The 18,784-nt window shown below is 61.0% G+C and carries 22 protein-coding genes (1 of these 22 cut by a window edge); 9 read left to right on the forward strand and 13 right to left on the reverse strand.

Going from position 1 to position 18,784, the window contains the following annotated elements; all coding sequences use genetic code 11:
• Nucleotides 1-54: 54 nt before the first annotated feature.
• Nucleotides 55-498: an alternative ribosome rescue aminoacyl-tRNA hydrolase ArfB gene (gene arfB, locus N2A41_RS22415; RefSeq protein ID WP_260109753.1), complete on the forward strand. Its 444-nt coding sequence runs from the start codon at nt 55-57 to the stop codon at nt 496-498.
• A gap of 1 nt (nt 499) precedes the next feature.
• On the forward strand, nt 500-1,111 hold the full coding sequence (locus tag N2A41_RS22420; protein WP_017965975.1) for an alpha-ketoglutarate-dependent dioxygenase AlkB: 612 nt from the start codon (nt 500-502) through the stop codon (nt 1,109-1,111).
• Nucleotides 1,112-1,124: 13 nt separating this feature from the next.
• On the opposite strand, the gene coaA is transcribed toward N2A41_RS22420, so the two are convergent.
• The 9 genes from coaA to hisB form a co-directional block, all read right to left on the reverse strand.
• A complete protein-coding gene (gene coaA, locus N2A41_RS22425; RefSeq protein ID WP_003544165.1) occupies nt 1,125-2,120 on the reverse strand; it encodes a type I pantothenate kinase in 996 nt (331 codons plus the stop codon).
• On the reverse strand, nt 2,117-2,440 hold the full coding sequence (locus N2A41_RS22430; RefSeq protein WP_017965974.1) for a phosphoribosyl-ATP diphosphatase: 324 nt from the start codon (nt 2,438-2,440) through the stop codon (nt 2,117-2,119). Before N2A41_RS22430 ends, coaA begins: the two co-directional genes overlap by 4 nt.
• A 17-nt stretch (nt 2,441-2,457) precedes the next feature.
• On the reverse strand, nt 2,458-3,246 hold the full coding sequence (hisF, locus tag N2A41_RS22435) for an imidazole glycerol phosphate synthase subunit HisF (protein WP_222384300.1): 789 nt from the start codon (nt 3,244-3,246) through the stop codon (nt 2,458-2,460).
• A complete protein-coding gene (hisA, locus tag N2A41_RS22440) occupies nt 3,247-3,993 on the reverse strand; it encodes a 1-(5-phosphoribosyl)-5-[(5-phosphoribosylamino)methylideneamino]imidazole-4-carboxamide isomerase (protein WP_222384299.1) in 747 nt (248 codons plus the stop codon). It lies immediately after the preceding gene.
• A gap of 6 nt (nt 3,994-3,999) precedes the next feature.
• Complete coding sequence (locus tag N2A41_RS22445; RefSeq protein WP_162114929.1) at nt 4,000-4,557, reverse strand: hypothetical protein; 558 nt, start codon at nt 4,555-4,557, stop codon at nt 4,000-4,002.
• A complete protein-coding gene (locus N2A41_RS22450) occupies nt 4,554-4,736 on the reverse strand; it encodes a hypothetical protein (RefSeq protein ID WP_032985170.1) in 183 nt (60 codons plus the stop codon). Before N2A41_RS22450 ends, N2A41_RS22445 begins: the two co-directional genes overlap by 4 nt.
• Nucleotides 4,737-4,975: 239 nt before the next feature.
• Complete coding sequence (gene hisH / locus N2A41_RS22455) at nt 4,976-5,626, reverse strand: imidazole glycerol phosphate synthase subunit HisH (RefSeq protein ID WP_222384298.1); 651 nt, start codon at nt 5,624-5,626, stop codon at nt 4,976-4,978.
• 2 nt (nt 5,627-5,628) lie between these two features.
• A complete protein-coding gene (locus tag N2A41_RS22460) occupies nt 5,629-6,114 on the reverse strand; it encodes a DUF2628 domain-containing protein (protein WP_222279858.1) in 486 nt (161 codons plus the stop codon).
• A gap of 22 nt (nt 6,115-6,136) precedes the next feature.
• Nucleotides 6,137-6,745: an imidazoleglycerol-phosphate dehydratase HisB gene (gene hisB / locus N2A41_RS22465; protein ID WP_017965967.1), complete on the reverse strand. Its 609-nt coding sequence runs from the start codon at nt 6,743-6,745 to the stop codon at nt 6,137-6,139.
• A gap of 156 nt (nt 6,746-6,901) precedes the next feature.
• Between hisB and hslV the strand changes: the two genes are divergently transcribed.
• The 6 genes from hslV to N2A41_RS22495 all read left to right on the forward strand — a co-directional run bounded on the left by hslV (nt 6,902) and on the right by N2A41_RS22495 (nt 14,083).
• Nucleotides 6,902-7,429 carry an ATP-dependent protease subunit HslV gene (hslV, locus tag N2A41_RS22470; RefSeq protein ID WP_017962666.1) on the forward strand — a complete coding sequence of 176 codons (528 nt, stop codon included), beginning with the start codon at nt 6,902-6,904 and terminating at the stop codon, nt 7,427-7,429.
• Nucleotides 7,416-7,928 carry a GNAT family N-acetyltransferase gene (locus N2A41_RS22475; protein ID WP_162114926.1) on the forward strand — a complete coding sequence of 171 codons (513 nt, stop codon included), beginning with the start codon at nt 7,416-7,418 and terminating at the stop codon, nt 7,926-7,928. The genes hslV and N2A41_RS22475 overlap by 14 nt, the downstream gene beginning before the upstream one ends.
• Nucleotides 7,925-9,232 (forward strand): ATP-dependent protease ATPase subunit HslU, encoded by a 1,308-nt coding sequence (hslU, locus tag N2A41_RS22480; RefSeq protein WP_011649875.1) that lies wholly within the window; start codon nt 7,925-7,927, stop codon nt 9,230-9,232. Before N2A41_RS22475 ends, hslU begins: the two co-directional genes overlap by 4 nt.
• Before the next feature lie 186 nt (nt 9,233-9,418).
• Nucleotides 9,419-10,366 carry a DUF1402 family protein gene (locus tag N2A41_RS22485; protein ID WP_260109754.1) on the forward strand — a complete coding sequence of 316 codons (948 nt, stop codon included), beginning with the start codon at nt 9,419-9,421 and terminating at the stop codon, nt 10,364-10,366.
• A 47-nt stretch (nt 10,367-10,413) separates the two neighbouring features.
• Nucleotides 10,414-11,826: a cytochrome P450 gene (locus N2A41_RS22490; protein WP_260109755.1), complete on the forward strand. Its 1,413-nt coding sequence runs from the start codon at nt 10,414-10,416 to the stop codon at nt 11,824-11,826.
• An 85-nt stretch (nt 11,827-11,911) separates the two neighbouring features.
• Nucleotides 11,912-14,083: a malate synthase G gene (locus N2A41_RS22495; protein WP_260109756.1), complete on the forward strand. Its 2,172-nt coding sequence runs from the start codon at nt 11,912-11,914 to the stop codon at nt 14,081-14,083.
• A gap of 78 nt (nt 14,084-14,161) precedes the next feature.
• Here N2A41_RS22495 and N2A41_RS22500 read toward each other — a convergent pair whose 3' ends face one another.
• Complete coding sequence (locus N2A41_RS22500; protein WP_260109757.1) at nt 14,162-14,845, reverse strand: L,D-transpeptidase; 684 nt, start codon at nt 14,843-14,845, stop codon at nt 14,162-14,164.
• Nucleotides 14,846-15,025: 180 nt separating this feature from the next.
• On the opposite strand from N2A41_RS22500, the gene N2A41_RS22505 reads away from it, so the two are divergent.
• On the forward strand, nt 15,026-15,520 hold the full coding sequence (locus tag N2A41_RS22505) for an MmcB family DNA repair protein (protein WP_162114922.1): 495 nt from the start codon (nt 15,026-15,028) through the stop codon (nt 15,518-15,520).
• 11 nt (nt 15,521-15,531) lie between these two features.
• Here the strand turns inward: N2A41_RS22505 and N2A41_RS22510 are convergent, their stop codons facing one another.
• The 3 genes from N2A41_RS22510 to hrpB form a co-directional block, all read right to left on the reverse strand.
• A complete protein-coding gene (locus N2A41_RS22510; protein ID WP_011649881.1) occupies nt 15,532-16,110 on the reverse strand; it encodes an ActR/PrrA/RegA family redox response regulator transcription factor in 579 nt (192 codons plus the stop codon).
• Between the two features lie 67 nt (nt 16,111-16,177).
• Complete coding sequence (locus N2A41_RS22515) at nt 16,178-17,506, reverse strand: ActS/PrrB/RegB family redox-sensitive histidine kinase (protein ID WP_170277875.1); 1,329 nt, start codon at nt 17,504-17,506, stop codon at nt 16,178-16,180.
• Between the two features lie 23 nt (nt 17,507-17,529).
• Nucleotides 17,530-18,784, reverse strand: partial view of an ATP-dependent helicase HrpB gene (gene hrpB / locus N2A41_RS22520; RefSeq protein ID WP_260109758.1) — the 3' portion only. The gene runs 1,211 nt beyond the window's last position; only the last 1,255 of its 2,466 coding nucleotides appear in the window; its start codon lies beyond the right edge, outside the window; it ends in the stop codon at nt 17,530-17,532.

Below are 18,784 nucleotides of genomic sequence, written 5' to 3' on the forward strand. Positions count from 1 at the left end.
TCTTGATGACGGCCGATATTTTCAATTCGCCGCTGATGTGAGATAGAACGCCGCATGGCCAGCGACGCTCTCTATATCGATGACAGGATCACCATCGCGGGATGGGAGCTGACGGAACAGTTCGTTCTGGCGGGCGGCCCCGGCGGGCAGAATGTCAACAAGGTCTCAACCGCCGTCCAACTGTTCTTCAACATCCCGAATTCGCCGTCCCTGAACGATCGTGTCAAAACCAATGCGATCAAGCTCGCCGGCCGGCGTTTGTCGAAGGACGGCGTGTTGATGATCGAGGCGAGCCGGTTTCGCAGCCAGGACCGCAACCGCGAGGATGCGCGCGAGCGGCTGAAGGAACTGATCCTGGAGGCCGCCAAGCCGCCGCCGCCGCCGCGCAAGAAGACCAAGCCGACCAAGGGTTCGGTCGAACGCCGCCTGAAGGAAAAATCCGGTCGCTCCGAAGTCAAGAAAATGCGCGGCCGACCCGGCGGCGGCAGTGGTGAATGACATGGCCGAGCTCTTGACCGGCATTCGCCATCTCCCCGGTTATCTCGACCGCGCGCGTCAGGAGGCATTGGTCGAGATTATCCGCACTGTCGTCGCCGAAGCGCCGCTTTATGTGCCCGCCATGCCCGGCACCGGCAAGCCGATGTCCGTGCGCATGACCAATTGCGGGCCGCTCGGCTGGGTGACGGACAAAGAACGCGGCTATCGCTACCAGTCGACGCATCCGGCAACCGGCAGGCCCTGGCCTGATATGCCACAGCAATTGCTCGATATCTGGAATGACGCTTCGGGTTACGACAAGCCGCCGGAGGCCTGCCTCGTCAATTTCTACTCCGACGAAGCGCGCATGGGCCTGCATCAGGACAAGGACGAACAGGATCTCAAGGCCCCGGTGATCTCGATCTCGCTCGGCAATAGCTGCCTCTTTCGCATCGGCGGCCTCAGCCGCAATGATCGCACGCTATCTTTCAAGCTTTCGAGCGGTGATCTGGTCGTACTGGGCGGCGAGGGGAGGTTGTGTTTCCATGGCGTCGACCGCATCCATCCGGCGACGTCGACGCTGCTGAAGAATGGCGGCCGCATCAATCTGACGCTCCGCCGCGTCAATTCCTAAAACACAATCGCTGCTACAGTTTTCGCAGCGCGACCTGTTCGATCAGGTGATCCTTGCCCTTTTTCAGGATGAGATCGGCGCGTGGACGCGTCGGCAGAATGTTCTGCCGCAGGTTCTTCAGGTTGATGTTGGCCCAAAGATCCTCGGCGATTTCGAGCGCTTCCGCATCCGATATCGAGGCATAGCGATGGAAATAGGAATTCGGATCGCGGAAGGCGGTCTCGCGCAGCCGCATGAAGCGCGTGACATACCAGTTGTGGATCTCGTCTTCGGCGGCATCGATATAGATCGAAAAGTCGAAGAAGTCGGAGACCATCGGCACGATCTTGCCGCCGGCCGGCAGGTCGCGCGATTGCAGCACGTTGATGCCCTCGAAGATCAGGATGTCGGGCCGGTCGACGATCTTGTATTCGTCCGGCAGCACGTCGTAGACGAGGTGCGAATAGCTGGGCGCCTTCACATCCGGCCGCCCGGCCTTGATCGCCGAGAGAAAGCGCAGGATTGCACCCGTGTCGTAGCTTTCCGGAAAACCCTTGCGCTGCATCAGCTTTTCCCGCTGCAGCACGGCGTTCGGATGCAGGAAGCCGTCGGTGGTGACGAGATCGACCTTCGGACTGGAAGGCCAGCGCCCCAGCAACTCCTTGAGGATACGGGCGGTGGTCGATTTTCCCACAGCGACCGAGCCGGCGATGCCGATGACAAAGGGCGTCTTCGTCACATCAGACAGGCTGAGGAAGCGGTTGCGCTGTTCGAACAGCATCTGCGAGGATTCGACATGTGCCGAGAGCAGCCGAGACAGCGACAGATAGATGCGCCGGACCTCATCGAGATCAATCGGGTCGCCCATCGAACGCAGCCGTTTGACCTCGTCGCTCGTCAGCGTCAACGGCGTGTCGGCGCGGAATTTCGCCCATTGTTCGGAAGAGAAGAAGTGGTAGGGCGAATAGGATTCCGACTGGAAATGATCCAACGTTTCCGGCACCCCGATAATCTCAGTCGCGATACTCATGAAGTCTGCCGGCTGGCCTTTTCCTTGAGGCCGGACTGCGCGGTTCTGCGCTCGAGTTCGGCCATGACATTCTCTAGCGGTATTTCAGCAATCTTCAATACGACCAATAGGTGATAGAGCACATCGGCGGCCTCGTAGGTCAGATTGTCGCGGTCGCCGGTTACCGCCGCCATCACGGCTTCGATCGCCTCTTCGCCGAGTTTCTTTGCCGCTTTCGGCTGACCGGCGGCCACAAGCTTGGCTGTCCAGGATTGCTCCAGCGAGGCTTTCGATCGCTCTTCGACGATGCTTTCGAGATCGGAAAGGGAAAATCCGCTCATATGTCCGCTTTCAAGGTTCAGTCGAGACGCATGTCGATGCCGCACTTCGACATATAGTGCTTCGCCTCGCTGACGGAATAGGTGCCGAAGTGGAAGATCGACGCGGCGAGGACGGCATTGGCATGGCCCTCCTTCACCCCGGCAACGAGATCGTCGAGATCGCCGACGCCGCCGGAGGCGATCACCGGCACACGCACCGCATCGGCGATCGCTCGCGTCAGTTCCAGATCGTAACCGACCTTGGTGCCGTCACGGTCCATCGAGGTGACCAAGAGCTCGCCGGCGCCGCGCGCCACCATCTTTTGGGCGAATTCGATGGCATCGATGCCGGTCGCGTTGCGGCCGCCATGGGTATAGATTTCCCAGGCGCTGAGATTGTCGCCGCCGACCGCCTGGGTGCGCCTGTGCTTTGCATCGATCGACACGACGATGCACTGGTCGCCGAACTTGTCGGCCGCCTCGGCAACGAAGTCGGGATTGCTGACGGCTGCCGAATTGATCGAGACCTTGTCGGCGCCGCACAGCAGCAGTCTGCGGATATCGGCGATGGTACGCACCCCGCCGCCGACCGTCAGCGGCATGAAGCATTGGTCGGCCGTGCGCGACACGACATCGAAGATCGTCTCGCGATTGTCCGAGGAAGCGGTGATGTCGAGGAAGCAGAGTTCGTCGGCGCCTGCCGCATCATAGGCCTTCGCGGCTTCGACGGGATCGCCGGCATCGACGAGATTGAGGAAGTTGACGCCCTTGACGACACGGCCGTCCTTGACGTCGAGGCAGGGAATGACACGGGCCTTGAGGGTCATTTACGCGGTCTCCTTGGTCCGGGCCGCCTTGATCAGCGCCAGCGCTTCCTTGGGATCGATACGGCCGTCGTAAAGCGCACGGCCTGAAATCGCCCCTTCCAATTTCCTCGCATCTGGCTGCAGCATGCGTCTAACATCGTCGAGAGAGGCAAGGCCACCCGAGGCGATGACGGGAATGGAGACGGCGTCGGCAAGTTCCAGCGTCGAGGTCCAATTGATCCCGGCAAGAATGCCGTCACGGTCGATATCGGTGTAGATGATCGCGGCGACGCCGGCGCCCTCGAATTTCCTGGCGAGTTCGATGATCCCGAGTTCGGAGGCTTCCGCCCAACCCTCGACGGCCACCTTGCCGCCCTTGGCATCGATACCGACGGCGACATGACCGGGAAATTTCCGGCAGGCCGCGATGACCAGCGCCGGATTTCTGACCGCGACGGTGCCGAGAATGACGCGCCGCAGCCCGCGCGACAGCCAGGCCTCGATATGATCGAGCGTGCGAATGCCGCCGCCGAGCTGCACCGGATTGTCAGTTGCCTTCAAGATCGCTTCGACGGCATCGCCATTGGCCGAATGTCCCGCGAAGGCGCCGTCGAGATCGACCACATGCAGCCATTCGAAACCCTGGTCTTCGAAGGATCTCGCCTGGGCGGCCGGATCGGTGTTGTAGACCGTCGCCTGCTGCATGTCGCCGAGCTTCAGGCGGACGCATTGGCCGCCTTTCAGATCGATCGCGGGAAAAAGGATCATGTCGTCTTACGTCCGTAGAGTGGTCGGTACCATCAGCGCATTCCACGCATCTACGATATCCGAGCGGAAAAAGACAGCGGCAATGGCAGCCGCGCCGAAAAGCAGAAGCAGGAGCAGGGTGACGGCAAAGCCGGCACGAACCTGACGCCAGAAGCCCATGCGCCTCTTCATTGCTTTCTCGATGTTTCGCACCTGGCGCAACGCATCGCTGTTGACGGCAGACAGCCGGATCTGCGGCTCCATCGCCTCGACATAGGTTTCGGCGTAACTCGAAAGGATCTGCGAGGCGCGGTCGCGCAGCGTATTGCGCAGGTCGGTCGAGAGATAATTGCTGTTGACGGCGGCAAGTTCGGCATCATCGGGTGAACGGCCGGCATTTCGCTTGCGGTGGCTGAGAACGAAATCGCGCTTTTGCCGCTCGTAGAGTGCATAGGCGAGCAGACCGATCAGATCGTCCTCACCTTCGATATAAAATTCCAGCACGGCCTCGGCGATGTCGCCGGCGCTGACTCCGTTTTGCCGCCGGCTCGAACCGTCGTTTGCGGGGAAAGAATCATGGATCATCGGTCCAGCCTTTCTTTCAGCGTCTTGGCTGCGTTGGAAAGCGCTTTCCGATGAATGGCTTCGTCGACACGGCGGATGATCGTGCCACCGGGAAGCTTGATATCGGAAAAGGGAGGCAAGCCTTCCCTGGAGGGCCGCAATGTGTAGAACACCTTGCCTGATTTCCGTGACGCCGGCATCGAGCGCACTCCTGTTCCGTCATTTCCTTACTCGAACAGGATGATTTTAGGCCGGTTCGGCCTTAAATTTGAATCCTGTTCTACATTATATAGTCAGAGCATGATGTCGTCCGAAAACCGCACACACTTTTCGGCATCATGCTCTAGGGAAATAAGGCGGCTGTATTAAAAGCCAGCCCTTGAAGCAATTCCAGCAAAACTGCGCAGCGGTTTTGCGTCCTGAATTGCCTGAGCAGGCTCTACGGGTTCCAGCGCAGGAAATTGGCGATCAGGGCCAGGCCGAGCTTCTGGCTCTTTTCCGGGTGAAACTGTGCTCCGACCATGTTGGCGCGTCCGACGAAAGCGGTCATCGGACCGCCATAATCGGCCGTCGCAATAACATCCTCGGCGTTTTCAGCGGCAAGATGGTAGGAATGCACGAAGTAGGCGTGCAGCCCTTCCGACCCCGTTGGAATACCATCGAAAAGCGGATGTTCGCGCTTGAGGTCGAGCGTGTTCCAGCCGATCTGCGGGATCTTCAGCGCCGGATCATCAGGCGTCATCTCGACGACGTCACCGGGAATCCAGTTAAAGCCGTGCGTCACGGTCTTCTCGAGGCCGCGCGAGGACATGAGCTGCATGCCGACGCAAATGCCGAGGAACGGTCGCGCCTTCTGCTCGACCGCCTCGATCAGCACCTCGGCCATCCCAGGCACGGCATCGAGGCCGCGCCGGCAATCGGCATAGGCGCCGACACCGGGAAGCACGATACGATCGGCCGCGGCAACATCCTCCGCCCTGTCGGTGAGATCGATATTGGCATCGATGCCAGCTTCGCGGGCGGCACGCTCGAAAGCCTTGGTCGCCGAGCGCAGGTTACCGGAGCCATAGTCGATAATCGCGACGCGCATCGTCAGCGTCCTCCATCAAAACCAAAGAGACCAAGCGACGTTGCATGGCCGTGCGGACTGTTCGGACGGCCCCTGTTCTGCCAGTCCGGTGCCGCTGCGTCGTCGCTATCCGCGATGACAACCCTGTCCGAGAAATAGATCTGCTCAGCAATGCCGATCGTATCGGCTGCAATGAGTTCGTCTTCATTCCAACCCTTGGCGGCAAGGTTGCGGACTCGGAAATTCTGGCCCTCGAGACCGACCAGAATATTCACGCCCAACAGGATTGCTGCCCCCGCCGCCCCGAGGCCCGGTTCGTCCATCAGCGCGCCACCGATCCCCTGCAGCAGAAAGGCGGCGGCCGCATGCAGCCAAAGCCGATGTGCCAGCAGCCAAGCCCATGGAAACAGGAAGCCGAACAGCGTGAAGCCGTCGCGGATGGTTCGAGTCTCATCGACCGTGGCGCTCGTGCTGCCGGGCGGTGTCAGGAAGATATAGCTGGATGTCATTGTCGCCGCTCCCTTGAAGGGCTCAGACGAGCGTGCCCTTGGTCGAGGGAACACGGCCTGCCTGTCTCGGATCGATCTCTGTTGCCGTGCGCAACGCGCGGGCAACGGCCTTGAAGCATGTCTCGGCAATATGGTGATTGTTGGCGCCATAATGGTTGAGAATATGCAAGGTGATGCCGGCATTCTGGGCGAGCGCATGGAAGAATTCGCGAACGAGCTCGGTGTCGAAAGTGCCGATCTTCGGAGCGCTGAAGCCGACATTCCAGACGAGGAACGGACGGCCGGAAAGATCGACAGCAGCCTTGGTCATCGTCTCATCCATGGCGAGATCGATCGACGCATAGCGGGTGATGCCGCGCCGGTCGCCGAGCGCCTTGGAGATCGCCTGGCCGATGGCGATGCCGGTATCTTCAACCGTATGATGGTCGTCGATATGCAGGTCGCCCTTGGCATCGATCTCCATGTCGATGAGGGAATGTCGGGAAAGCTGGTCGAGCATATGGTCGAAGAAGCCGACACCCGTTGAAATCGTCGATTTGCCGGTGCCGTCGAGGTTGACGGAAACGGAAATCGAGGTTTCGTTGGTCTTGCGGGAAACGCTGCCCGTGCGGCTTGCTGCGGTCTCGGCCATATGGCCCTCCATCGGGAATAAGGCCGTTCCTTATCAGGCGCATCGGGAAATATCCAGAAGCCGGGCAAGAGAAAAGCCGGCCCATTTGCAATCGGCGCCAGTCCACTTACATAGGGCTCAACAGGGTCGGCATGCGGCCCGGCAAACAGGTGTTTTATGACAACAATCATTACAGTTCGAAAAGGCGGCAAGGTGGTGATGGCGGGCGACGGCCAGGTGAGCCTCGGCCAGACCGTCATGAAGGGCAATGCCCGCAAGGTGCGCCGTATCGGCAAGGGCGAAGTCGTCGCCGGTTTCGCCGGCGCCACTGCCGATGCCTTTACTCTGCTCGAAAGGCTTGAGAAGAAGCTGGAGCAATATCCCGGTCAATTGATGCGTGCCGCCGTCGAGCTCGCCAAGGACTGGCGCACCGACAAATACCTGCGCAATCTCGAAGCCATGATGCTCGTCGCCGATAAGTCGATCACGCTGGCGATCACCGGCAATGGCGACGTTCTGGAGCCGGAGCATGGCACGACGGCCATCGGTTCCGGCGGCAATTTTGCCCTCGCGGCCGCCCTCGCACTCATGGATACCGACAAATCGGCCGAAGAGATTGCCCGCCGTGCTCTCGATATCGCCGCCGACATTTGCGTCTACACGAACCATAATGTCGTGGTGGAATCGCTGGATGCCGAAGGCTGAACCTTATGCCTTCCGGCCGCTTGCCGCGACTGATCTGCCGCTCCTCGCCAAATGGCTGGAAAGCCGGCATGTCAGGCGCTGGTGGGGCGATCCGGCCAGGGCGCTGGCTTCGATGGAAAAGCATATCGATGCGGCTTCCGTCTCGTGCTTCATCGTCACGCTGAATGGAAAGGACTTCGCTTTTATCCAGGCCGCCGATCTCGACGACGAGGACGATGAAGCGCTCGCCGGTCAGCCGAAGGGCACCTACGGCATCGACCAGTTCATCGGCATCGAGGAATTCGCGGGCAAGGGTCACGGACCGGCCTTTATGATAGTGTTCTGCGATATGCTCTTTGCAAAGGGCGCGCAGCGCATCCTCGTCGATCCGCATCCTGACAATGCATTCGCAATCAGAGCCTATACCAAGGCGGGCTTTCAAGGACTTGGCGAAACAACGACGAATTACGGCCGGGCGCTGTTGATGGCCCTGGACCGCCAGGAGAATGATACGCAATGACCACTTTTTCCCCCCGCGAGATCGTTTCCGAGCTCGATCGCTATATCATCGGCCAGCATGACGCCAAGCGCGCCGTTGCGATTGCGCTGCGCAACCGCTGGCGCCGCCAGCAGCTGGACCCCAGCCTGCGCGACGAAGTCATGCCGAAGAACATCCTGATGATCGGCCCGACCGGTGTCGGCAAGACCGAGATCTCTCGCCGCTTGGCAAAACTCGCCGGCGCACCCTTCATCAAGGTGGAAGCCACCAAATTCACAGAAGTCGGCTATGTCGGCCGCGATGTCGAGCAGATCATCCGCGATCTGGTCGAGGTCGGCATCGGCCTGGTTCGCGAGAAGAAGCGGGCCGAAGTGCAGGCCAAGGCGCATGTGAGCGCCGAGGAGCGTGTTCTCGATGCGCTGGTCGGCACGACCGCATCGCCCGCCACGCGTGAAAACTTCCGCAAGAAGCTCCGGGACGGCGAACTCGATGACAAGGAAATCGATATCGAGGTGGCCGATGCCGGTTCCGGCATGGGCGGCTTCGAAATTCCCGGCATGCCGGGGGCCAATATCGGCGTGCTGAACCTGTCGGAAATGTTCGGCAAGGCGATGGGCGGCCGCACCAAGAAGGTCCGCACCACCGTCAAGGCCTCGTATAGTGACCTGATCCGCGACGAATCCGACAAGCTGATCGACAACGAAGTGATCCAGCGCGAGGCCGTTCGCTCCACCGAGAACGACGGTATCGTCTTCCTCGACGAAATCGACAAGATCGCCGCCCGCGACGGCGGCATGGGCGCCGGCGTTTCGCGCGAAGGCGTCCAGCGCGACCTTCTGCCGCTCGTCGAAGGCACGACGGTTTCGACCAAGTACGGTCCTGTCAAGACGGACCATATCCTGTTCATCGCTTCCGGCGCCTTCCATGTCTCCAAGCCCTCGGATCTTCTGCCGGAACTGCAGGGCCGCCTGCCGATCCGCGTCGAATTGCGTCCGCTGAACAAGGATGATTTCCGCCGGATCCTGACCGAGACGGAAGCAAGTCTCATCCGCCAATACCGCGCGCTGATGGAAACCGAAAGCCTGAGCCTGGAATTCACCGATGACGCGATCGACGCACTTGCCGATGTTGCCGTACATCTGAACTCCTCGGTCGAAAATATCGGCGCACGCCGTCTGCAGACGGTGATGGAGCGGGTGCTGGACGATATTTCCTACAACGCGCCGGATCGGGGCGGGACGGCCGTGACGATCGACGCGGCCTATGTGCGCGAACATGTCGGCGATCTCGCACAGAATACCGATCTCTCGCGCTTCATTCTGTGATATCGGCGCATCGGTCCATGTCTTTACCGATGTGAAGACCGATGTGGCGAACGCAACGCTCGACAGCGGGCCTTTTACTTTCTAGTGAAGGCCCGTTTTGTTGCTGCTCCGGCTTTATTCGGCCAAGATTCTGGTCCAGGCAGCCGCATCGCAACCAGGACGATGGAACGGACGGGATAACGGATCGTGCGACGCCTTTTGACAAGCCTTTTGATTGCCGTTGCCCTGGTGAATTCGGCGCCTGCCTTCGCCATGCAGACGGTGCCGGCTGGAAATCGTCACGCCGAGCAGCCCGATATTCCGGGCGCTTCCATCAGGCGCACCAAGGGTACCAAGAGCAGCTTCGATCTGAAATACGAAAAAGTTCATGAGCTTCTGGCGACCGACCGCGAGCTGATGGGCAAGATCCGCAAGGTCTCCAGCGCTTACGGCATCAATCCCATCCATGTCGTCGGCGCGATCGTCGGCGAACACACCTATAATGTCGACGCCTACGACCGGTTGCAGGCCTACTATGTCAAAGCCGCCTCCTATGCCGGAGAAAGCTTCCGCTTCGCTTACGATGGCGAAAGCGTCGACGAATTCGTGGCGCGGCCGCAATTTGCCGAGTGCAGAGGCAAGAGCGATTCCTACACGCTCTGGTCCTGCCGCGAAGATGTCTGGGAAAGCGATTTCCGCGGCAAGACGGTGGATGGTACGAGCTTCCCCAACAACCGCTTCAGCGCGGTCTTCTTCCAGCCCTTCTATGCCGGCCAGACCTTCGGCCTCGGCCAGGTCAATCCGCTGACGGCGCTGATGCTCTCCGATCTGGTGACCCGCGTGTCGGGCTATCCGAAGCTGAACGAGAAGAATGCCGGCGGCGTCTACAAGGCGATCATGGATCCCGATATCTCGCTTGCCTACGTCGCGGCCTCGATCCGCAGATCGATCGACGATTACAAGGAGATCGCCGGCATGGATATCTCAGGCAATCCCGGCCTGACGGCGACGCTTTATAATGTCGGCAATTCGCGCCAGCGCGCCGCAGCCCTTGCTGCGAAGAACCGCGGCACCGGCGCGACCGTCTGGCCCGAGGAGAATTATTACGGCTGGCTGATCAACGACAAGCTGGACGAACTCAAGGGCCTGCTCTAGCTTCAAGCTTGCCGGGAAGCCTAGATCTTCCCCGAAAGGCTTTGACGATGGACATGCGTCCGGACCCCTTCGTTCCGCCAGCACCGCTACCGCGCACCGTGCCGCCGAGCCGGCTGGAAATCATCCGCATTATCCTGCGCAATCCGCTCGAACTCTGGGGCGAACCGTCCTACACGCTGCCCTGGATCAAGACCAGTTTCTTCGGCCAACACACGCTAATCGTCAACGATCCTGGGCTGATCAAGCACGTGCTGGTCGACAACGCCAGCAACTACCGCATGTCCGACATTCGTCAGCTGGTGCTGCGGCCGATCCTGCGTGACGGTCTGCTGACGGCGGAGGGCCAGGTCTGGAAACGGTCGCGAAAAGCGGTCGCCCCCGTCTTCACGCCGCGCCACGCGAAAGGTTTTGCCGGCCAGATGCTGCGGCAATCGGAGGACTATGTTCGCAAATACGAAGACGTCCATGCGGCTGGCCAAGTTTTCAATATCGCCACCGACATGACCGATCTGACCTTTGCGATTCTTGCCGAAACACTCTTCTCCGGCGAAATCATCTCCTCGAGCGGGCATTTCGCCGACGACGTCAACCAACTTCTCCACCGCATGGGTCGCGTCGACCCGATGGACCTGCTGCGCGCGCCTTCCTGGGTTCCACGTGTGACACGCATCGGCGGTCAGAAGGTGCTGGAGAAATTCAGAGCGATCGTCCGCGATACCATGGATATGCGGCTTGCGAAGATGAGGGCCGATCGAGCCGCAGCACCGGAAGATTTTCTGACGCTGCTTTTGGAGCAGGCCGGTCCCGACGGCCTGACCAAGGAGGAGATCGAGGACAATATTCTGACCTTCATCGGCGCCGGGCATGAAACGACAGCGCGTGCGCTTGCCTGGACGCTGTATTGCGTCGCCAACAGTCCGCATATCCGCGAAGCGATGGAGACGGAGATCGACGCTGTTCAGGGAACCGACGCCGAGCCTGTGGAATGGCTGGACCTGCTGCCGGTCACGCGGGCGGCGTTTGAGGAAGCGCTGAGGCTCTACCCGCCCGCGCCCTCGATCAATCGCGCCGCGATCGCCGATGATGTCTGGACGAATGCCAAAGGCGAGAAGATCGAGATACCGGCCGATATCACCGTGCTCATCATGCCCTGGACACTGCATCGCCATGAACTCTATTGGGAAAAACCGCGCGCCTATATGCCGGAACGCTTCCTGCCCGAAAATCGCGGCAGCATCGGCCGCTTCCAGTTTCTGCCGTTCGGCGCTGGCCCGCGTGTCTGCATCGGCGCAACCTTCGCGCTGCAGGAAGCGGTGATTGCGCTTGCAGTCATGATGCATCGCTTCCGCTTCGATCAGACCGAATCGACCAATCCCTGGCCGGTGCAGAAACTGACGACGCAGCCGCAGAACGGGCTGCCGATGCGCGTGACGCCGCGCATAATTTCCACGAGGGCATAAATCTTTCGAATTATTGCAGAATTGACTGTGAATGAAAGCCGGGCAAAGTGGCAGCATTCAAAGTCGTTGCCAGGGAGAATGCCGCATGAGCCGCGTTGATAAGAACGGTCTTGCCATCGAAATCGTCCTTCATGATTTCCTCGTCAAGGAGGTGCTGCCGGGTCTGGCGGTCGATGCGGACAAGTTCTTTGCCGATTTTTCGGCTGTAGTCCACGATCTCGCCCCTAAAAATCGTGCGTTGCTGGCAAAACGCGACGAGCTGCAGGTAAAGATCGACGACTGGTATCGCAGGCACGGCGCCCCGGCGGATGTGGATGACTACCAGTCCTTTCTCCGCGAAATCGGCTATCTCTTGCCTGAAGGTTCCGACTTCCAGGTTTCGACCGACAATGTCGATCCGGAAATCGCCTCGATCGCCGGCCCGCAGCTCGTCGTTCCCGTCATGAACGCCCGTTACGCCTTGAACGCTGCCAATGCTCGCTGGGGCTCACTCTATGATGCGCTCTACGGTACGGACGCGATTCCCGAGAGCGACGGCGCCGAGAAAGGTAAGGGCTACAATCCGAAGCGCGGCGAGAAGGTCATCGCCTGGGTCCGCGATTTCCTCGATACGTCAGCGCCGCTGCAGGACTGCCGCTGGAAGGACGTCGGAAGCTTTGCCGTCAAGGTTGGAGCGCTGGTGGTCAGATCGATCGACGGCGAGCAGGCCATGCTGACGGACGGCAGCCATTTTGCCGGCTACCGCGGAGATCCGACCGCTCCAACGCATATTCTCCTGAAGAACAACGGCATTCACATCGAAATCCTCATCGATGCAGCGACCGCGATCGGGAAAGCCGATCCGGCTCATATTTCCGATGTCTGGCTGGAATCGGCAATCACGACAATCATGGACTGCGAGGATTCGATTGCCGCCGTCGATGCCGAAGACAAGGTCGTCGTCTATCGCAACTGGCTCGGCCTGATGAAGGGCGACCTGCAGGAAGAGGTGGCAAAGGGCGGAGCGAGCTTCATCCGCAGGCTGAATCCGGATCTGCAATATTCCGGTCCGGACGGCACCTCCTTCGAGGTGCATCGCCGCTCGCTGATGCTGGTGCGCAATGTCGGCCACCTCATGACCAATCCGGCGATCCTCGACTGCGACGGCAACGACGTGCCTGAAGGCATCATGGATGCCGTGATCACCGGCTTGATCGCGCTTTACGATATTGGCCCATCCGGGCAGCGGAAGAATTCCCGCACCGGCTCCATGTATGTGGTCAAGCCGAAGATGCACGGCCCCGAGGAAGTCGCCTTCGCCGTCGAAATCTTCTCGCGGGTCGAAGATGCGCTTGGCCTACCGCGCAATGCCATCAAGATGGGCATCATGGATGAGGAGCGCCGCACGACCGTCAACCTCAAGGAATGTATCCGCGCTGCCCGCGAGCGCGTCGTCTTCATCAATACCGGCTTCCTTGATCGCACCGGCGATGAGATCCACACCTCGATGGAAGCCGGCCCGATGATTCGCAAGGGCGACATGCGCCAGGCGGCGTGGATTTCCGCCTATGAGAACTGGAATGTCGACATCGGCCTCGAATGCGGCCTTTCCGGCCACGCCCAGATCGGCAAGGGCATGTGGGCGATGCCGGATCTGATGGCGGCGATGCTCGAACAGAAGATCGCCCACCCGAAGGCCGGCGCCAACACCGCCTGGGTGCCGTCGCCAACGGCCGCGACCCTGCATGCCACCCATTATCACCGGGTCAATGTCGCCCGTGTCCAGCAGGGACTGAAGGATCGCGCCCGCGCCAAGCTCTCCGACATTCTCTCCGTACCGGTCGCGGTGCGGCCGAACTGGACACCGGAGGAAATCCAGCGCGAGCTCGACAACAATGCCCAAGGCATCCTTGGTTATGTTGTGCGCTGGGTCGATCAGGGCGTCGGTTGCTCGAAGGTGCCCGACATCAACAATGTCGGGCTGATGGAAGATCGCGCTACATTGCGCATTTCGGCCCAGCATATGGCGAACTGGCTGCACCACAAGGTTGTCAGCGAAGCTCAGATTGTCGAGACGATGAAGCGCATGGCCGCCGTCGTCGATCGGCAGAATGCGTCGGATCCCGCCTATCAGCCGATGGCCGGCAATTTCGATGATTCGATCGCCTTCCAGGCTGCCCTCGATCTCGTCTTGAAGGGTAGGGAACAGCCGAACGGCTACACCGAGCCGGTGCTTCACCGCCGTCGCCTCGAACTCAAGGCGAAACAGGCCGCGTGACGGCTTGACGGAGAAGGCGAAAAGGCCGTCGGAACGACAGTCCTGGCGGCCTTTTTTATACCGAATTCGATAATTAGCTTACTGAATGACGATGACCTTGGACGTGCCCTTGCCGGGACGGACGCGGCTGTAGAGATCGATGACATCCTGGTTCATCAGGCGAATGCAGCCCGAGGAAGCGGCGGTGCCGATCGAGGCCCACTCCGGCGTGCCGTGCAGGCGGAAGAGCGTGTCCTTGCCGTCCTCGTTGAAGAGATACATGGCGCGTGCGCCGAGAGGATTGGTGAGGCCCGGGCCCATGCCGTCTTCGACGTACTTGGCGAGATCGGGCCGGCGGACGGCCATTTCCTTTGGCGGGTGCCAGTTCGGCCATTCCTGCTTCCAGGCGACGTAGGCGGTGCCGGCCCATGCGAAGCCCTGCTTGCCGACGCCGATGCCGTAGCGCATCGCCTTGCCGTTGGCCAGGATGTAATAGAGGAAGCGCTCGCGCGTGTTGACGATGATCGTACCGGGGCGCTCGGTGGTCTGGTAGCTGACGACCTGGCGGCGGAACTGCGGCTTGACCCTGTCGATCGGGATCGCCGGCAGGGAGTACCCGGCATCCTTCGTCACGCCGTAGGCGTCGTTGAAGATCTGTGCTGTCTGTACCGTCGGGCCTGCGCCCTTGTCGTCGGCGGATGCGCTGTCTGATGTCGTGGAGCAACCGGCCAGGGCGAGCGTCGCCAGCAGGCCAAATACAGGGAATGCATTGCAGATGCGCATGGAGGACTCTTGAAGTTTTGGGGCAAGGGAGAATGGTCTTTCGACCATCGTTGATTATGGTTTATTTTCGATTAACTTGCGCTTTGCAAGGCTGCTGCAGCGCGACAAATCCGTCTGCCGCGCAAATTAGAAGCGCATGGTTTTTTTGCAACAACGCGCCAGCCCCTCTGATGGTTATCCATGACGATTTTGAGCGTTTATAATAACAATCCGTTAATCGATGGCCGGCAATCGGACAGGGCCATGATGGTGCGGCGCGGAACGCAGATATTGCTGCATGAAATGCGTCACGCCGTGCTGCCCGAACTGCCGCTGGCCAGCGGCCGCCGCGCCGATCTGATCACGCTTTCGGAAAAGGGCGAGGTCTGGATCATCGAAATCAAGACGTCGATCGAGGATTTCAGGGTGGATCGCAAATGGCCGGAATACAGGCTGCATTGCGACCGCCTGTTCTTTGCGACTCACCAGGATGTGCCGCTGGAGATTTTTCCTGAGGAATGCGGGCTGTTCCTGTCGGATGGTTATGGCGCCCATATGATTCGCGAGGCGCCGGAGCACCGCATGGCGCCCGCAACGCGCAAGTCGGTCACGCTTAATTTCTCGCGCGCCGCCGCACAAAGGCTGCTGATGGCCGAATGGGCGAACGGAAAACCGTTCAACGTGGATGATGTCTGATGCCGCGCTGCCTATTTCGGCGCGCGTTTGGCAAGGATGCGCTGCAGCGTCCGCCGATGCATGTTGAGCCGTCGCGCCGTTTCGGAAACATTGCGCTCGCACATTTCATAGACCCGCTGGATATGCTCCCAGCGCACCCGGTCGGCCGACATCGGATTTTCGGGAAGCTCGGCCTTTTCGCCCGGCCGCTGCGTCAGCGCCGAAAACACGTCGTCGGCATCCGCAGGCTTTGCGAGGTAGTCGACAGCGCCGAGCTTCACGGCCGTCACCGCCGTTGCGATATTGCCATAGCCGGTCAGCACGATGATCCTGGTGTCGTCGCGTCGCTGGCGGATCGCCTCGATGACGTCGAGCCCATTGCCGTCGCCGAGCCGAAGATCGACCACCGCATATTTCGGCGGCCGGCCTCTCGACTTCGCAACGCCTTCCGCCACTGATTCGGCCGTCTCCACCTGGAAGCCGCGCGTCTCCATCGCCCGCGCCAGGCGGCGCAGGAACGGCCCGTCGTCGTCGACGATCAGCAGGCTGGCGTCGGGACCGATATGATCCTCGTCCGACGCGGCGAAATTGTCATGATTCTGTTCTGTCATCGTCTCGGTCCCGGCGGTTGAGCGCCCGATCTGCGTTAACCGCTATATCCTGTTTATGCCGACAAAGTCATTTTGTCGAATTTGCGTCGATCAGCATGCGCGGCCATTCGATTCGGATACGCGCGCCCGCACTTTCCGGATCGCGGTTCTCGAAAACCAGCGATGCCCCCGAGCGCTCCAGCAGCGTCTTGGCGATGAAAAGCCCGAGCCCGAGGCCGCCGGCCGTATCCTCCTTCTGCCGCTTGGTCACATAGGGCTCGCCTATCCGCGTCAGAATATCGGGCGCATAACCGTTGCCGTCGTCCTCGATGACGATCAGCACTTTGTCGTGATCGTGCTCGACGGTGACGGTCACTTTCTCCCGCGCGTAATCGACGGCGTTTTCGATCAGGTTGCCGAGCCCGTACATGATGCCGGCATTGCGGTCGGTGACCGGCTCACCCTTGCGCGGGCTCTTTTCGACGAGCTCGAGAGCGATACCGAATTCCCGGTGCGGGGCGACGATCTCCTCGATCATCGAGGAAAGCGGCAGCCGGCGCATATGCGCCTCGCCTTCGGAGGAAAGCGTCGTCAGCCGCCGCAGGATGTCACGGCAGCGTTCGCTCTGGCTGCGCAGCAGCATCACGTCCTCGCGGAAACGATCGTCGTCCTTGAGCTCCCGCTCCATTTCCTTGGCGACGACGCTGATCGTCGCAAGCGGCGTACCGAGCTCATGGGCGGCCGCGGCCGCCAGCCCATCGAGTTGCGACAGGTGCTTTTCCCGCTGAAGCACCAGTTCGGTCGCCGCCAGCGCATCGGCAAGCTGGCTCGCTTCCATCGAGACCCGATAGGCATAGAAGGCGGCAAACGCCATCGTCGAGGCGATCGAGCACCAGACACCGAACTGCATAACGTTGTGCACATTGATCTCGACCCCGTCGAACCAGGGCAGCGGGAAGGGCGAAAAGGCAAGCACCGTGATGCAGACCATCGCAAAGCCGATCAGCGCGGTGCTGTAGCGGATCGGCTGCGAGGCAAAGGATATGATGACGGGAACGCAGACGAGCGCCGCGAAAGGATTGGCAAGGCCGCCGGTGATGAAGAGCAGCGCGCAGAGCTGCAAAAGGTCGAAGCCGAGCAGGGCAAAGGCGGCTGGCGGTTCCAGCCGATGCGTCGGTGGATAGCGGATCGTCAGGTAAAAATTCACCCAGGCCAGGGCGGCGATCAGCGAAGAGCTGGCAATCAGCGGCAGGGGAAATTTCAGCCAGAAGGCAACGATGAAAACCGTCAGCGCCTGTCCGCCGACCGCAAGCCAGCGCAGCCGCACCAGCGTCTGCAGGCGCAGCCTGCGGCTGTTGTGCCGGTCCTCCAACGTATAGCCTTCCGTCTTGTCGATCATGCCAGGCTTGTCGATCATGCCTAGGGCTCCTTGAATGGCCCTCATGTACCACGCGGTTTTGCCCGTGTCGTCGGCAACGCATCCTCCGGCCGCTCCGGCCAGGGATGCCGGGGATAGCGGCCGCGCATATCGGCACGCACATCCTTCCACGAGCCGGCCCAGAAGCCCGGCAGGTCGCGTGTCGTCTGGATCGGCCGGTGCGCCGGCGAGGTGAGCTCAAGCAGCAGCGGCAGGCGGCCACCGGCAATGGCTGGATGCTGCTTCAGTCCAAACAGCTCCTGCACGCGGATCGTCAACACCGGCTCCTCGCCCTCATACTGGATCGGATGCCTTTGGCCGGTCGGCGCTTCGAAATGGGTTGGCGCAAGCCGGCTAAGATCGCGCTGCAATTCGTGCGGCACCAGCGATATCAGCCCGCTCGAAAGCCCGGCTGCGGAAATCTCGGAAAGGCCGCGCGCCTCCGTCTGAAAGGGGGCGAACCACTCGTCCAGCCGGGAAAGCAGGGCGCCGTCGCCGACATCAGGCCAGGGCTCGCCGATCATCCGGTGAAGAAATCCGATCCGCTCGCGCAGCTGCATAGCCTCCTTCGAGAAGGCAAGCTGATCGAGCCCCAGCTCGCGCACCCCCTCCACCAGTGCCTGGGTGACTGCTGGCCCGGAAGGTCGCGGCAGGGGCGTCTCGTCGAAGACGATTGCACCCAACCGGGTCGCCCGCCGCGCCCTGACTTGCCGGCTCTGCCGGTCGAAGAATATCTGGTCGCCGGTTTTGATCTCGCCAGGAAGTTCGGCTTCGACATCGCCACGCGTCACCTCGGCTGCCGCCAAAACCCGCGCCTGCGCCGCCCGTCCGGTCAGGTCGGCAATCACCAGCATCTGGCTGCCGGCCAGCCTCTCGATCTCCGGCAGCTCCGCTCCGCGTCCGTTCGCCATTACGAATCGGCCGCGCCCGCCGCGCTGAAGTGCGATTCGATCCGGAAATGCGTGCAGCAGCAGCTGGCCCGCAAGTGCCGGCGCCGTTGCGGTAACGCTGTCGAGACCGCTCGCCAGCCGTCCCGCCAGCCGCCTTGAAGCCTCCGCTCTTTCTCCCCGCTCGGCCTTGAAGCGTCGCAGCCGCTCCTCGATATCGATACTCGTTCCGCCGAGCCCCTGTTCGGTGAGAAGCACGGCGATCATCGCCGCATCCCGGGCGTGTCCCGCTTCTCCCGCGGAGACGACCATCGCGGCAAGCCGCGGCGGCAAAGCCAGGTCGCGCATCACCTTGCCGCGCGCGGTCAGCGCTCCGTCCTTGTCGAGGGCG

Origin of the sequence: Rhizobium sp. SRDI969 (assembly GCF_025152725.1) — a bacterium.
GTDB classification, from domain to species: domain Bacteria; phylum Pseudomonadota; class Alphaproteobacteria; order Rhizobiales; family Rhizobiaceae; genus Rhizobium; species Rhizobium leguminosarum_I.

What these genes read in the sequence shown, in the direction of transcription:
- arfB (WP_260109753.1), top strand. Translation starts at nt 55, where the DNA reads ATGGCCAGCGACGCTCTCTATATCGATGACAGGATCACCATCGCGGGA.
- N2A41_RS22420 (WP_017965975.1), top strand. Translation starts at nt 500, where the DNA reads ATGGCCGAGCTCTTGACCGGCATTCGCCATCTCCCCGGTTATCTCGAC.
- coaA (WP_003544165.1), bottom strand. Translation starts at nt 2,120, where the DNA reads ATGAGTATCGCGACTGAGATTATCGGGGTGCCGGAAACGTTGGATCAT.
- N2A41_RS22430 (WP_017965974.1), bottom strand. Translation starts at nt 2,440, where the DNA reads ATGAGCGGATTTTCCCTTTCCGATCTCGAAAGCATCGTCGAAGAGCGA.
- hisF (WP_222384300.1), bottom strand. Translation starts at nt 3,246, where the DNA reads ATGACCCTCAAGGCCCGTGTCATTCCCTGCCTCGACGTCAAGGACGGC.
- hisA (WP_222384299.1), bottom strand. Translation starts at nt 3,993, where the DNA reads ATGATCCTTTTTCCCGCGATCGATCTGAAAGGCGGCCAATGCGTCCGC.
- N2A41_RS22445 (WP_162114929.1), bottom strand. Translation starts at nt 4,557, where the DNA reads ATGATCCATGATTCTTTCCCCGCAAACGACGGTTCGAGCCGGCGGCAA.
- N2A41_RS22450 (WP_032985170.1), bottom strand. Translation starts at nt 4,736, where the DNA reads ATGCCGGCGTCACGGAAATCAGGCAAGGTGTTCTACACATTGCGGCCC.
- hisH (WP_222384298.1), bottom strand. Translation starts at nt 5,626, where the DNA reads ATGCGCGTCGCGATTATCGACTATGGCTCCGGTAACCTGCGCTCGGCG.
- N2A41_RS22460 (WP_222279858.1), bottom strand. Translation starts at nt 6,114, where the DNA reads ATGACATCCAGCTATATCTTCCTGACACCGCCCGGCAGCACGAGCGCC.
- hisB (WP_017965967.1), bottom strand. Translation starts at nt 6,745, where the DNA reads ATGGCCGAGACCGCAGCAAGCCGCACGGGCAGCGTTTCCCGCAAGACC.
- hslV (WP_017962666.1), top strand. Translation starts at nt 6,902, where the DNA reads ATGACAACAATCATTACAGTTCGAAAAGGCGGCAAGGTGGTGATGGCG.
- N2A41_RS22475 (WP_162114926.1), top strand. Translation starts at nt 7,416, where the DNA reads ATGCCGAAGGCTGAACCTTATGCCTTCCGGCCGCTTGCCGCGACTGAT.
- hslU (WP_011649875.1), top strand. Translation starts at nt 7,925, where the DNA reads ATGACCACTTTTTCCCCCCGCGAGATCGTTTCCGAGCTCGATCGCTAT.
- N2A41_RS22490 (WP_260109755.1), top strand. Translation starts at nt 10,414, where the DNA reads ATGGACATGCGTCCGGACCCCTTCGTTCCGCCAGCACCGCTACCGCGC.
- N2A41_RS22495 (WP_260109756.1), top strand. Translation starts at nt 11,912, where the DNA reads ATGAGCCGCGTTGATAAGAACGGTCTTGCCATCGAAATCGTCCTTCAT.
- N2A41_RS22500 (WP_260109757.1), bottom strand. Translation starts at nt 14,845, where the DNA reads ATGCGCATCTGCAATGCATTCCCTGTATTTGGCCTGCTGGCGACGCTC.
- N2A41_RS22505 (WP_162114922.1), top strand. Translation starts at nt 15,026, where the DNA reads ATGACGATTTTGAGCGTTTATAATAACAATCCGTTAATCGATGGCCGG.
- N2A41_RS22510 (WP_011649881.1), bottom strand. Translation starts at nt 16,110, where the DNA reads ATGACAGAACAGAATCATGACAATTTCGCCGCGTCGGACGAGGATCAT.
- N2A41_RS22515 (WP_170277875.1), bottom strand. Translation starts at nt 17,506, where the DNA reads ATGATCGACAAGCCTGGCATGATCGACAAGACGGAAGGCTATACGTTG.